Genomic DNA, 13,625 nt, shown 5'->3' with positions numbered 1-13,625 from the left:
GGAGGGAAGGCGGCGGGGGCGGGAGGCGCCGGTGACACGACCGGCCCCCGCAGCACGACGGACCTCGGAGGTATCGCGGTGACCGAGCAGTACGTGCTGGACCTTCAGGACATCGACGAGACGCAGGTCGCGGTCGTCGGTGGCAAGGCCGCGCACCTGGGCGCGCTGTCGCGGATCGACGGCACCGGCGTGCCGGGTGGATTCTGCGTGACGACTTCCGCCTTCCGCCGGATCATGGCCGAAGAGCCGTCGATCGAGGACCGGCTCGACCGGCTGGCGAGGGTGGACCCGGACGACCACCGGACGACCCGCACGCTCAGTGCGGAGATCCGCCGGGCCATCGAAGGGATCGCCGTCCCCGACGACCTGTCGGCGGCGATCACCCGCGCGCTCACCGCCCTCGGCGAGCAGGCAGCCTGTGCCGTCCGGTCCAGCGCGACGGCGGAGGACCTGCCGACGGCCTCGTTCGCCGGCCAGCAGGACACGTACCTCAACGTCCTGGGGCCGACTGCCGTCCTCCAGCACATCAGCCGGTGCTGGGCCTCGCTGTTCACCGAGCGGGCCGTGACCTACCGCAGGCACCACGGCATCGACCACCGTACGGTTCACATGGCCGTGGTCGTGCAGCGGATGGTGCTCCCGGACGCTTCCGGCGTCCTGTTCACCGCCGATCCCGTCACCGGCAACCGCAAGGTCGCCACGGTGGACGCGGGCTTCGGCCTCGGGGAAGCCCTGGTCTCCGGCATCGTGAACCCGGACGTGTACAAGGTACGGGACGGTGAAGTCGTCGCCAGGACGATCGCCGCCAAGCGGCGTGCGGTGCTGGCCCTTCCCGCCGGCGGCACCCAGGAAGTGGCGGTCGACGGACAGCGGCAGAGGCAAGCCGCGCTGACGGACGACCAGGCCGTGCGGCTCGTGCGGCTCGGGCGGCGGATCGAGGCGCACTTCGGCTGTCCGCAGGACATCGAGTGGTGCCTGACCGGCGAGGACTTCCGGATCGTCCAGAGCCGGCCGGTCACGACGCTGTTCCCCGTTCCGGAGGCCGGCGACCCGGAGAACCGCGTCTATGTCTCCGTCGGCCACCAGCAGATGATGACCGATCCCATGAAGCCCCTCGGGTACTCCATGTGGCAGCTGACGGCCATGGTGCCGATGACCGAGGCCGGCGGGAGGCTGTTCGTCGACGTCACCTCGCGCCTGGCCTCGTCAGCGAGCCGCGCCGGCCTCCTGGATGCCATGGGGAAGGGCGATCCACTGGTCAGGGACGCTCTGGAGACCGTCCTCGACCGCGGCGACTTCGTCCCGTCGGTCCCCGACACGGCTCCCGGCAGGCGGGCGGGCGTTGCGCCGACCCCGATCGAGAACGATCCGGCCGTCGTCACCGAGCTGATCGAGCGCAGCCGGAAGTCCATTGCCGCCCTGGAGCGCGGCATCCGGGCGAAGACCGGCACGGAGCTCTTCGACTTCCTGCTGGAGGCGTTCGAGGAGCACAGGAGCGTCCTCGGTGATCCCCTGAGCTACCAGGCGATCATGGCGGGGATGGAGTCCACATGGTGGCTCAACGACAAGCTGGGGGAGTGGCTGGGTGAGAAGAACCCGGCCGACACCCTGACGCTCTCCGCCCCCGACAACATCACCTCGGAGATGGGACTCGACCTGCTCGACGTCGCGGACGTGATCCGTCCCCGGCCGCAGGTGGTGGCGTTCCTGCGGGGCGTCCAGGACGAGGACTTCCTGGACGAGCTGGCCGAGCTCGAGGGCGGGACCGAAGCACGTGACGCCATCGAGGCCTACCTCGACCGCTACGGCATGCGCTGCGTCGGCGAGATCGATATCACGAGGCCGCGTTGGCGCGAACGTCCCACCCCGCTCGTGCCCGTGATCCTCGACAACGTCAGGAACTTCGAGCCGGGCGCCGCCGCACGGCGTTTCGAGGAGGGGAAGCAGAAGGCGCGCCAGAAGGAACATGACGTGCTGTCGCGCCTGCGGAAACTGCCGGACGGGGACAGCAAGGCCGACGAGGCCAAGTGGATGATCGACCGGGTGCGCACCTTCATCGGATACCGGGAGTACCCCAAGTACGGCATCGTCAGCCGCTACTTCGTCTACAAGCAGGCCCTGATGGGGGAGGCCGAGCGCCTCGTGAAGGCCGGCGTGCTCCCCGAGGCGGAGGACATCTTCTACCTCACCTTCCAGGAACTCCACGAAGTCGTGCGCTCGAAGCAGGCGGACAGCCGGCTCATCCAGCAGCGCAAGGAGGCGTTCCGGTCGTACCACGCGCTCACGCCGCCCCGGGTGCTCACCTCGGACGGCGAGGCCGTCACCGGGTCGTACCGGCGCGACGACGTGCCTGCCGGAGCCCTGGCCGGTCTGCCGGTCTCCACAGGGATGGTGGAGGGAAGGGCCCGTGTCGTGCTCGACATGGCGGACGCCGACCTCGAAGCGGGCGACATCCTCGTCACGGCCTTCACGGACCCCAGTTGGTCGCCGCTGTTCGTCGGAATCGCGGGCCTGGTCACGGAGGTGGGCGGCCTGATGACTCATGGCGCGGTGATCGCCCGGGAGTACGGACTGCCGGCCGTCGTGGGCGTCGAGCAGGCCACCACGCTGATCCGGGACGGGCAGCGGATCCGTGTGCACGGAACCGAGGGGTACGTCGAGATCCTCGCCTGACCGGCTACACCGAGATCCGGATTTCCGCACGTTGCCGGGTTTGCACGCGGTTCCCAACGGGCGCATCGTGGAGACAGGGCAGCTGTGACGGAAGCAGCACATCGGTCCCGGGCGGAACCCGGCTTTCGGGCAGGAGCGCCGCCCGGCCGACCGGAAAGCCCGCTCCATCACCAGGAGTTCCGTACGCTTCCCAGTGCAGCGGGCCCGGTCCGGTGGGCATGTCCGACTGGGGCAACCGACCGGAACCGGCATCTCGTCGGCGAAAATTGGGGCAGCGATCAATCAAATCCGGTGTCGGCACGGTGACATCTTCCCACGTTCAACAGTCGAATGCTCATCGTGATCCGGCAGCCGTCGAAAAGAGGGGAAGGCCATGGCTACGTTGGCGCCGTTCCCGGGAGCAGCATTCTTCCACAAGGGGCAACGGAGCCCCCTGATCACCGCAATGGGAAAACGCTTGATGGACGAAGGGTGCGGAAAGTACAAGGCGGGCCCTGACCTTGAGTGGACCGAAGCGGACCAGAAGTCCTATGCCGCCTGGCAGCAGAAGCTGAAATTGAAGGGGGCGGACGCCAACGGCATTCCGGGCAAGATGTCCTGGGACAAGCTCCGCGTTCCGTCGGCCGGGCAGCCGGCCGCCGGCGGCGGTGGTGCTCGTGTCGCGTCCCCCGTGCCAGGAGTCGGCGTCGCGACCCCGTACCGCAGGAAGGGGCCTCACTGGAGCCTGGGCTATCACACCGGCGCCGACTACCCCGCTCCGCAGGGGAAGACCTGTGTCGCGGTGCGCAGCGGTTCCATAGCCCGGAGCGGACGGGACCCGAGTTTCGGCAACTACCTCGTGCTGCGCACCGGCGGTTTCGACTACTGGTACTGCCACCTTTCCAAGCGGACCGTGGACGGCGGTGCCGTGAAGGCCGGTCAGAAGGTCGGAGAGGTCGGCTCCACCGGAAATTCCACCGGTCCGCACCTCCACTTCGAAAAGCGTCCGGCGGGTGGCGGGTTCGGTTCCGACGTCAACCCCAACTGGTGACCTGGAACCGTCAGGGTGAGGGCTCGCGGGAGGGCGTTCCCGGAAAACGGTAGTGGGATGACCCGGCGTGTCCTCACCGCCCGTTCGGTATCCGCCCGGCGCTGAATCCGGCAGTCGTGTGTCCGTCGTCGCAACGGCCGTTGACGCGAAATGAGTTGAGCTCGCGTCAGTCCGACCCGGTACATGCGCCGTAAACCCCGGGCGAGTAATACTGAACTCGTCCATATACGGATCTGAATATTGGATCTCTCAACCCTCGTACGGATCACAGGGAAGGAAACTCGCCATGCCAGTCGATTCCCAACTCCAGGTGAGCGGGGGCGTCACTCAGGCACTCGTTGCCGCGCTGGACCAGATTCACTCCGCCATCACGGCCCGCATGGTGGGTCCCGACGGAAAGCCTTCCGGCTCGGCCGTTTACATGCACCTCCCGGTGGGCTACCCCATCGACCCCGCCATGTACTCCTTCGCGTGGACTCCGGCCGGTGGTGCCACCTCGGCCGCAGTCTCGAGTGACGGCCGTTTCGCGCCGGCGGCACCGGCCGCACCGGCGGCTGCCGAAGCCACCACCCCGGCAGCCGCACTGTCCGCGGTACCGCCCAAGCCCGACCCACAGCTCCAGCACTCGCTCCAGGCCGCGGGCTTCACCTCGAACCTCGTCGACGAGATGCTGATGGTCACCAAGGACGGCATCGCCGTCGCCTGGCCGGACCGCAAGGTCAGCTTCGCGTACAAGACCGCTCTGGTCGGCATGCAGGCCGAGCCCGTGCCACCACCCAGCGCCGAGGTCCAGGCCCGGATCGATGCCGCGCGGAAGACGCTCTTCACCTTCGACGCCGAAGGCAACATGACCGGCTACTCGCGCAAGTACGAGATCTACAACAAGAACAAGAAGTCGTACGAAGACGCGGTCACCGCATTCGCGGGTGCCTTCGCCGCAGCCACCGCCGACCCGGCGCTGGGTCAGGTCTGGCCGGTCACCAGCACGAAGTACAAGGGTGCCGTCGACTCCGCCAGGGCCGACCTCTTCGCGATGGGAGGCCAGGAGGTGGAGGACGCCATCGCCACGACCCAGTCGATCGGTGGCAGCGCCGCAGCGTCGTTCATCGCGCAGGCCCGCACGATGTTCGACGCCTATCAGCTGGGGCTCGCCGGAGCCGTGGCCGTGAACGTGCCGTACTCCTACATCGACCCCATCTCCTGGTGGGACCGGAAGAACAAGGACTTCGGTACGGTCGAGGTGCATGTCGAGTCCAACAAGCTCGACAAGTCGGCTGCGGGCGGCAGCAGTTCCTTCGGACGGAGCTACTACGACAACAGCGCCTCCTCCACCTCCGGCAGCGCCGGTTACAGCATCGGCTTCTTCGGCGCCTCCGCCAATGTCTCCCACTCCGAGAGCAGCGCCTCCTCCGGGATGCACACCGACAGCGCCACATGGTCGAGCTTCCACGACGAAACCTCCAACGCCACGGTTGACTTCGAGTGGTTCATGGCGACCATCCGACGCCCCTGGCTGCTCGGTGACCTGTTCCACATGGACGGCTGGCACATCGTCGGCCAGCCGAAGGGCTGCATCAGTGACGGCACCCTCGACGGCCAGATGGGGAAGACCGACAAGCTGCTGCCCATGGTGCCCAAGGGCTTCGTGGTCGTCCGCAACGTGAAGATCTCCGCCGACAACTGGGGTGCCGCGGGTGACGCGTTCCAGAAGGCCGTCGCCGACGCGAGCTCCAACACCAACACCAGTTCCACCAGCTTCGGCGGGTCCGCCGGCTACATGGGAATCGGCGGCTCCGTGCAGCACAGCGAAAGCGAATCGCACGGCGTGTTCGAGTCCAGCGGCGGCAGCGACTACGGCTGGAACTACCACAGCGACGGCCAGCGGGGCACGCTGGAGATTCACGGCTCGCAGATCGTCGGCTGGGTCGGAGAGATCACCCCTCCGGCTCCGCTGGTGGACGCGCCCAAGGGTGAGGAGAAGAAGGAGGAGGAGAAGAAGGCCGAAGCGCCCAAGCCCGCGGCTGAAGCCCCCGCGCCCACACCGGCGGCCCCGGCGCCCGCTGCACCAGCGGCTCCGGCTCCAGCAGCCCCGGCTCCTGCGGCAGCCCCGACTCCGGCAGCACCAGCGCCCGCGCCCGCGGCTCCCGCAGCCCCCGCGCCTCCGGCCCCGGCGGCTCCGGCTCCGGCAGCCCCGGCGCCTGCTGCTCCTGCGGCCCCGGCAGCCCCCGCGCCTGCCGACCCGGCTCCCGCAGCCCCAGCGCCCCCGACGCCTGCCGCTCCGACCGCCTGAGGAGGGTGCCGTCATGGCCGCCCACGAGGACCTGCCGGTCGCCCTCGGTCAGCAGGTCCTCGACCAGTTGCTGCGGACTTACGTCACAGCGGGCGCGGGGAAGTTCGCGCTCGCCGTCCTGCCGGGGCAGGCGGTCGACGACGACATGGTGCAGAACGGTGTGGTCAACCAGCTCCTCGTCTCCGAATGGCTACGGGCGGAGTACGACTTCCCGCTGCTGCTGAGGCTGAGCGACTGCACGCCGATCCCCGCCGCGCTCGGCAGCGGTATCTCCGCCTCCTCCGTCTACACGCTGATCGCCCAGTACGGCCGCCCCTCGGCCGCCCCCGACACGGACGCCTGGGCACGCGTCCGTGATCTGCTCAACGCCGCGAAGCGCGACCTGGGCCCCAACCCCGCCGGTCTTCCCCTGGGCCTCGAACCGGACGACTGGGCGGCGCCCAGCGGTGCCGTGCACTGGCAGACCTTCGACAGCACCGTCACCGCGTCACAGCCCGCGCCCCCGGCACAGGAGGAATCCCTCCCGGACGCCAATCCCGAACTGTGGCGGCTGCGTTCCGCATCCCTGACGCAGCCCGCGGCGGACACGCCCCGGAGCGCGCTCCTCGCCCTCGACGCAGACCGCGTCGAGATGCTGCGGACCGCGATCGACTCGGGGGAAGCCGATGCGCTGGTCCCTTCCGAGGTGGTCAGCGCCCGCGAGCACGCGGCCTTGAGGAGGCCGGCCCTCAGGCTGCTGCCCTCCTTGCGCCCGTCCGCCACGCCGGATGCCCCGGAGGCGGCCGACACGGTGCCGCCGGTCGCTCCCGCGAGCGCCCCGACCGGCGGCGGCGACCTGCACATCCACTTCGAGCACAGCCTGGTGCGTCTGGTGCGCAGGTTCGCCGGGACGCCCTGGTGGCATCCCGAGCTCATCGCGGAACCCGGCTGGTACGTGCCCGGGATGACCCGCGGCCAGCTCGTGCCGGCCCCACCCGAGGACGGCACGGCGCACTGCCTCCCCCTGGCGCTCCTGCTGGTACGGGACGTACGTATCACCGGCGGCTGGACAGCCGAGGCGAACGCCGCTCTCGGCGCCGCCGCACCCGCCTTCGGCCCCTTCCTGCTCAGGTCCGGCTCCGCACCGGCCGCCGGCAGCCCTGGTGCGACGACCGTCCAGGGGCTGGGCACCCAGGTGATCGGCATTCTCGGTACGCCGATGACCGCACTGCCGCCGATGGACGACCCCGGTCGGCCGCCTCCGCCCGCCTACGTGCCCTTCCCCGGTGCGGCCTGGTTCAAAGGCGTCCCGAAGAGCCCGATCGTCCTCGCGATGGGCCTGCGGTTGGTCGCCGAGGGCTGCTCGGCCTACACGAAGGCGCCGGGGCCCCAGTGGACCCAGGCGGACCGGGACTCGTTCGCCCACTGGCAGCGCAAACTCGGGTACCGCGGCGCGGACGCGGACGGCCTCCCCGGCCCGGCCTCCTGGAAGGCCCTGCGCGTGCCCGCAGGGGCGTGATAGTCGTCGGTGGTGAGCCACACGGCGGCCGTGTGCGGGGTCCGTAGCCCCGCGACGAAGACGGGCCAGAGTGCCGACCCCTCCAGGACCAGGCCCGTACTGCCGCAGTTCTCGGCCGCACGAGCCGTGATCAGCTCTTCGACGCGGGGCCAGAGCTGACCGTAGTGGTCGAGAACGGACGTCATCAGTTCGTCCACCGTAAGTGATCCGTAGTGCTCCGCGACGTGCGCCGGCACCTCCCGGTCCGGCGTTCTCCAGGGTCGCCCCGGGTGCCGGGCCAGCACGTCGGTACTCATGCACTCGAACCCAAGTCTCTCCGCCACCACTTGGGCGACCGTCGACTTCCCGACGTTCGACGTCCCGCCGATCAGAACGACTCGTACATCACGCACGCCGCCGACCCTAGTGGTCCTTCCGGAAAGGTCCCTGCAGCCGGCCGTCGTCGTTCACGCCTGAGGGTTCTGGCTCGCTCTGCTTCAGCAGCGACGCGCGCCGCGCACCAGACGGCGGCCAGGAATGTTCCGGCACGCCCCTGAGGGCTCCGGCCGGTCTTCTGCGTGATGATTGACGAGAGAGTTTCTCGCCGCACAGACATGAGCCGCTGCCTCAAGGACGGCGGGAAAGGGGCGGCAGCCATGCCTACCTCCAGGACGAAGAGACCGGCCGCCGCCGCACTCGCCGCGCTCACACTTGTCGTCACCGCGGCCTGCACCAGTTCCGGCGGAGGGGAGACACCATCCGCACCCCGCGCCAAGGTTCTCGCCGTGAAGATCGACAACGTGGCCGCGGCCCGGCCGCCCACCGGCCTCGAGAAGGCCGACATCGTCTACGTGGAGCAGGTGGAGGCAGGCCTCAGCCGCATTCTCGCCGTCTACTCCTCCGGTCTGCCGCCGGTCATCGGCCCCGTACGCAGCGCTCGCGAAACGGATCTGGAGCTGCTCCGGCAGTTCGACGAGCCCACGCTCGCGTACTCGGGCGCCCAGTCCGCCCTCCGGCCGTCGATCGAATCGGCCCCCATTGAGGCACTGCCGCCGTCGAAGGCGCCGGACGCCTACTTCCGCAGCGGGGACCGCGACGCACCGCACAATCTGTATGTGCGCCCGGGGAAGATCCCGCACGCCTCCACCGGGGTGAACGCTGCCGGGGACATCGGCCTCCGCTTCGCCGCGCCGCCCCAGGGCGGCACCCCGGTCAACGAACGTACCGTGTCGTACCCGTCGGCACGCTTCACCTTCACCTGGGCCGAGGACCGGGCGGAGTGGCTGGTGAGCATGGACCAGACCCCTGCCCGTACGGCCTCCGGGCGCCGGCTCGGAGCAGCCACGGTGATCCTGCAGGATGTGGACGTGCAGCCGTCGCGCTTCCGGGACCGAGGGGGAAACACCTCGCCGTTCAGCGCGACCGTGGGGGCGGGCTCGGCTGTGGTCCTGCGTGACGGCATGTCGTACGACGTGGCATGGGAACGGAACAGCGCCGATTCAGCGACCGGCTTCACCACCAAGGACGGCGAGCCGATGACATTCGCGGCCGGCCAGGTCTGGATCGTGCTCGTACCGGACTGACGCACCGGGCTGACGCGGTGCAGCAGCGAAACCGGGCGTACGTCGCGGGACGCTGGCCAACTCCTGGGCAGGACCGCGTGCGGCGCGGCCCACTACGCCCCCGGGCCGCTCTCCGCGGAGTCCTTGGGTCCATCTCAGCCGCAGCTGGACAGTCGCCTTCGACGTGCCGTCGGCCAGGACGGCGTTCCCGTCCATCCTGCCGTTCGACACCCGGAAACGGCTGCTGCTCTCACCGCGGGCAGCGTTCCCCTCGGGGGAAGCCGCCCTGCCCGGCCGACGACCACACCCCGAACCACTGCTCGGCGCCGTACTCCTCGAACCGCTCCACCTCGGTGAACCCGAGTCCCGAGGCGAGTCGCATCGAGCGGTCGTTGGCGGACTGCGTGCAGAGCACCACGGGCTCGTCGGGCAGCGTCTCGGCGCACCAGGCGAGAGCTGCCGCGCAGGCCTCGGCGGCGTAACCGCGGCCCCACGCCTTCGGCAGGAGCATGTACCCGAGTTCGGTCTCGCCGGCTTCCGGGCGTAGGTGTCCCGGACGCTCCGCGCCGCGCCGGTCGAGCGTGATCATGCCGATCATCGCTCCGTCCAGCTCGACGACGAACAGGCCGGGGCGTCGCCCGGGCACTTCCGGCACGGTCCGCTCCAGCTCGTCCCGCGGCCGAGGGCCGCCGATGTAGGCACCCACCTCCGGCGAGGCGAAGAGCTCGATGAACGCCGTACGGTCCCGGGCCTCGGGCCCGCGGAGCACGAGGCGCTCGGTCGTGATCGGGGCGGGTGGCCAGGTGCCGGTTCCGAGCTCGGTCATGGCGGGGAACCTACCGCACGCTCCGCGAGTTTCCGCGTACGGGACGCACCGGCTTCGATGCTGCGCCATGGTCCGAGGCGCGGGACCGGCGGAAGGCGTCTCCGTCGGCCTTCCACGCGGCCCGCGTCGGAGTGATCGACGTCGTATGTGATTCGCTGTCCGCGTGATCGGGTCGTTCGGCAACAGGGGTACCGGGTGGTTGTGGCGTGGTGAACGCGTGTGGTCCGGTCGTGGCGGCTGCCGGCTCCGGGCGAATGACGAAGGCAGGCATCTGCAAGTGAACGCTGGACAGGCGAGGTTCAGGAACGGCCCCGGCCACGGACACCAAGGACGACGATGAGACCACCCGGCACCGACACCGCCGCTCTTGAGCGCGCACGGCTCCGGAGCGAGTTCGACGACTCAGGACACCGGGGTCGGCCGGCTGCTGGAGCGCTTCCTCGCGATGAAGGACTTCACCCCCGCCGCGGTCGCGGAGGCGGCGGAGTGGTGGAGCGCCGACGAGGTTGCGAGGGGCTTCGCCGAGACCGCCGCCCTGGAGGAGGAGCGGTCCGCGACCGCCCGTCTCGACCAGGACGCACTGGACCGCTTCTGCAGGATCTGGGCCGACTCCGGGTACGACGACCGTTGGGATGTGCACTACGTCCTCTTCGACAGCTGCACACTCGACGACGCCGGCGAGGCTCGCGACGCGCTCCTGGGGTTGATCCGGACCCTGGGACTCGAGCTGGTCGATGCCCCGCCGGGAGCTGCCACCGGTGAGGTGTGGGTGCGCACGGATCCCCGTATCGACGCCGAACTCGAACGCTGGTCATGACCGGGCGGGTGAGGGCCGGCGATGAGTCAGGAGCCCAAGGCGTGGTACGGCGCCAGGACCTTCTACAGATGGCTGAGCTGGGAGAACCGGCCCTACGAGGAGCGCGTCGTGCTGTTCCGGGCGGCGTCCCTCGACGAGGCGATCGAACTGGCGGGGCGCGAGTCGGCCGAGTACGCCGAGGAGGGCGGTTTCGAGGTCCTCGACATGGTGCAGGCATACCGGATCTGCGACGGCGACGAAGAAGTGGGCGCGGGTACGGAGGTGTTCTCCGCACTGCACGCGCTGGATCTCCCGGCGAACGCGTTCCTCGACCGCTACGACTCGGGACCGGCACACACCCGGATCGGTGAGTGATGTCGCTGGCGGCGGCGCTCGGCCCCTGAGCAAGGTGGGAGGACGCATGGGTGGCCGCCCGTCACGGATCACGTGGCGGGCGGCCGTTGCCGCGGGGAGCAGGGGCCGGTCAGGCCGGGAGCGGGGGCCGGGTGCCGAGACGCCACACGGGCGTCGGGCTGAGGGCGCCGCGCGCACTGCCCGTGCGTCAGTTCTTCTTGAGCTCCTCGGCGAGCATCACGAGGATGCCGCTGGGACCGCGGAGGTACGTGAGCTTGTAGACGTCCTCATAGGTCGCCACACCGCGCAGCGGACGGCATCCGTGCTTCGCGGCCGTTTCGAGGGCCTTGTCGATGTCGTCCACCGAGAAGGCGACGCGGTGCATGCCGATGTCGTTGGGGCGAGTGGGCTCCGACTCGATCGCTTCGGGGTGGATGTACTCGAAGAGTTCGAGGCGGCCGTGACCGTCCGGCGTCTGCAGCATCGCGATCTTGGCGTGATTGCCGTCAAGGCCGACGGCGGTGTCGGTCCAGTCGCCGCTGACCGTGTCACGGCCGAGGACCGTGAGGCCGAGGTCGGTGAAGAAGGAGATCGCTGCTTCGAGGTCGCGAACGGCGATGCCGACGTTCTCGAGTTTGATGGCCATGCGTGGGATGCTACCGAGCCGAGCCGAGCCGAGCCGAGCCGATCGGTCGCTGTCGAGGACGCGGCCGAGCGCGCGTCGGGATCCTGAGCCGGGTTCGTGAGCCGGGCGTCTGAGCCGGGCGTCTGAGCCGGCTTCTGACCCGGCCTTCTGTGAAGAGGCCCGACGGCGGAGGGAAATCCTTCGGGTTCTCCTCTCGCCGCACTCCCAGGAGTGTGTGCGCCGGATCAGCGGAAGGCGACTGCGCTGCGGGTGGCCCAGTCCGCGAAGGGGCGCGGCGCACGGCCCAGGACCCGCTCTACATCGGAGCTCACCCGACGCTCGGCGGGCCAGCGGCTCCCCGAGGATGGCGAGGGTGCCCTCCACCACCGGCTCGGGCATGAACGCGAGCATCTGCTCCCGGGCCTCCTGGCGGGTCTGCTCGACGAAGCGGACCGGCTCCCCGAGAGCGGCGCCGATCGCTGCGGCCCGCTCGCGCGGCGTGGTCGGGGCGGGGCCGGTGAGCTCGTACACGGCGCCGGCGTGGCCGGGCTCCAGCAGCGCGGCGGCGGCCACCTCGGCGACGTCCGCCGGGTCGACCATCGGCAGGCCCACGTCACCGAACGGGGCGGCAGCCACCCGCTCGGTACGGATCGAATCGGCCCAGGCGAAGGCGTTGGAGTCCAGCCCGCCGCAGCGCAGCACGGTCCAGTCGAGGCCGGAGCCGCGGAGCGCGGCCTCGAAGGCGGCAGGGTGGCGGTACGCCTCCGGGCGGGTGGCGACGCCGAGGGAGGAGACCAGGACCACCCGCCGGACGCCGCCCGCCTTCGCGGCGTCGAGGATGCCCTGCGGGTCGTCGCCGGCCACCAGCAGGAAGAGCGCGTCCGCGCCGTCGAGCGCGGGGCGCAGACCGTCGGGAGCGGCGAGGTCGGCCTGTATGTGACCCGGCGGGCGGTCAGGGGCCGGGCTCATGTGCCCGCATGCTCCCCGGCCGGTTCCGAGGCGTCCGGGCTGCGAGCCGCCTGAGCGCCGGTTCCTGCGAACCCGCCCGCACCGGGCGCTCCGGCCGTCGCCAAGGGCCCGGCCGGTGGTCGCCGGCCGGGCCCCTCGTATCGACCGCGTTCAGGGTCAGACCTTGTCGGCCGCGATCAGCAGGTACTGGAAGCTGCCGTCCTTGTAGGCGTCCAGGAACGCCTTCTCGATACCGGTGGCCAGCGGCGACTTGGCACGCAGCTCCCAGTACGGGATGGTCGCCGCGGTGAGGTCGACGACGCTGGAGGGCACGAGGCGGTTGGCGGCCATCTCCTTGAAGTACTTGCTGCGGGGATGGATGTTGCAGATGTAGTGGGCGTTGATCTCGCTGACGGCTCGCGACGGCAGCCCGTACGCGTCGTTGTAGCAGCCGGTGATGGTCACATAACGCCCACCGTGCTTGAGGAGCCTGGCGTACTCGGGAAAGAGGAGCGAGAGGTCCACGTACATCGTGCTCTCGTTGTTCCAGATGGCCTGGAAGCTGTCGCTCTCGAAACCGGTGTGGAGCATGTTCTTGAGGTGGAAGCTGACCTTGTGGTCCACGCCGCGTTCCTTGGCCTGGCCGTTGGCGAACGCGACCTGGGTCTCGGAGATGGACACACCGTCGACGCGTGCCCCGAAGCGGCTGTGGGCGACGAAGCTGCTGCCGCCCCGGCCCGATCCCGAGTCCATGAGACGGTCCTCGGGGGTGATGTCGCCGAGGTGCGACATGAGGACATCGGCCTGGGCGCACTCCAGGCGGTGCAGCTCGGCCGTCAGCCGCTGCTGGCGGGTCTCCTCGGGGCCTTCGAGGACGGACCAGTCCACGTCGCCGACGCCGTAGTGGTGGTGGTAGATGCCGTCGACCTCCCCGAGGCGGAGGTTGACCGGGTTCTTCTCCTCGTTCCAGTAGTTGGCGACCGACTTCTGGTAGAGGCTGCGCAGGGGATGGGCGGCGGTGTCCTGGACGGTCATGCAAATCTC

9 protein-coding genes and 4 pseudogenes are annotated in these 13,625 nt (G+C 69.9%); 8 read left to right on the top strand and 5 right to left on the bottom strand.

Annotated elements, in window-relative coordinates:
• The first annotated feature begins 78 nt into the window (after positions 1 to 78).
• The 5 genes and pseudogenes from rph to ACWCQM_RS09445 all read left to right on the top strand — a co-directional run.
• Positions 79 to 2,673 carry a rifamycin-inactivating phosphotransferase gene (gene rph / locus ACWCQM_RS09465; protein ID WP_450914701.1) on the top strand — a complete coding sequence of 865 codons (2,595 nt, stop codon included), beginning with the start codon at positions 79 to 81 and terminating at the stop codon, positions 2,671 to 2,673.
• Between the two features lie 385 nt (positions 2,674 to 3,058).
• Positions 3,059 to 3,295 (top strand): annotated as a pseudogene (locus ACWCQM_RS09460) (peptidoglycan-binding protein); the annotation flags it as partial.
• Between the two features lie 48 nt (positions 3,296 to 3,343).
• On the top strand, positions 3,344 to 3,703 hold the full coding sequence (locus ACWCQM_RS09455; protein WP_450914844.1) for a M23 family metallopeptidase: 360 nt from the start codon (positions 3,344 to 3,346) through the stop codon (positions 3,701 to 3,703).
• A 286-nt stretch (positions 3,704 to 3,989) separates the two neighbouring features.
• A complete protein-coding gene (locus ACWCQM_RS09450) occupies positions 3,990 to 5,993 on the top strand; it encodes a hypothetical protein (protein WP_450914700.1) in 2,004 nt (667 codons plus the stop codon).
• 1,225 nt (positions 5,994 to 7,218) lie between these two features.
• Positions 7,219 to 7,491: pseudogene (locus ACWCQM_RS09445) on the top strand (peptidoglycan-binding protein); the annotation flags it as partial.
• Between the two features lie 2 nt (positions 7,492 to 7,493).
• Here ACWCQM_RS09445 and ACWCQM_RS09440 read toward each other — a convergent pair.
• A pseudogene (locus tag ACWCQM_RS09440) lies at positions 7,494 to 7,883 on the bottom strand (hypothetical protein); the annotation flags it as partial.
• A gap of 243 nt (positions 7,884 to 8,126) precedes the next feature.
• Between ACWCQM_RS09440 and ACWCQM_RS09435 the strand changes: the two are divergent.
• Positions 8,127 to 9,053 carry a DUF3048 domain-containing protein gene (locus ACWCQM_RS09435; RefSeq protein ID WP_450914699.1) on the top strand — a complete coding sequence of 309 codons (927 nt, stop codon included), beginning with the start codon at positions 8,127 to 8,129 and terminating at the stop codon, positions 9,051 to 9,053.
• A gap of 229 nt (positions 9,054 to 9,282) precedes the next feature.
• Here the strand turns inward: ACWCQM_RS09435 and ACWCQM_RS09430 are convergent, their stop codons facing one another.
• The gene (locus ACWCQM_RS09430) at positions 9,283 to 9,858 is read right to left on the bottom strand and encodes a GNAT family N-acetyltransferase (RefSeq protein WP_450914698.1); all 576 of its coding nucleotides are present in this window, start codon (positions 9,856 to 9,858) and stop codon (positions 9,283 to 9,285) included.
• Positions 9,859 to 10,225: 367 nt separating this feature from the next.
• Between ACWCQM_RS09430 and ACWCQM_RS09425 the strand changes: the two genes are divergently transcribed.
• Positions 10,226 to 10,675 (top strand): hypothetical protein, encoded by a 450-nt coding sequence (locus ACWCQM_RS09425; protein WP_450914697.1) that lies wholly within the window; start codon positions 10,226 to 10,228, stop codon positions 10,673 to 10,675.
• A 21-nt stretch (positions 10,676 to 10,696) separates the two neighbouring features.
• Complete coding sequence (locus ACWCQM_RS09420; protein WP_450914696.1) at positions 10,697 to 11,029, top strand: hypothetical protein; 333 nt, start codon at positions 10,697 to 10,699, stop codon at positions 11,027 to 11,029.
• Between the two features lie 187 nt (positions 11,030 to 11,216).
• Here ACWCQM_RS09420 and ACWCQM_RS09415 read toward each other — a convergent pair whose 3' ends face one another.
• From ACWCQM_RS09415 to ACWCQM_RS09405, 3 genes and pseudogenes are all read right to left on the bottom strand, one after another.
• Positions 11,217 to 11,654, bottom strand: a complete 438-nt coding sequence (locus ACWCQM_RS09415; protein ID WP_450914695.1) for a VOC family protein — start codon at positions 11,652 to 11,654, stop codon at positions 11,217 to 11,219.
• A gap of 224 nt (positions 11,655 to 11,878) precedes the next feature.
• Positions 11,879 to 12,602: pseudogene (locus ACWCQM_RS09410) on the bottom strand (NAD(P)H-binding protein).
• Between the two features lie 156 nt (positions 12,603 to 12,758).
• The gene (locus tag ACWCQM_RS09405; protein WP_450914694.1) at positions 12,759 to 13,616 is read right to left on the bottom strand and encodes a geranyl diphosphate 2-C-methyltransferase; all 858 of its coding nucleotides are present in this window, start codon (positions 13,614 to 13,616) and stop codon (positions 12,759 to 12,761) included.
• Positions 13,617 to 13,625 lie beyond the last annotated feature (9 nt).

This window comes from Streptomyces sp. NPDC002125 (genome assembly GCF_053593715.1).
Note: the sequence above shows the minus strand (reverse complement) of the source record. Positions and strands in the feature narration are given on the sequence as shown.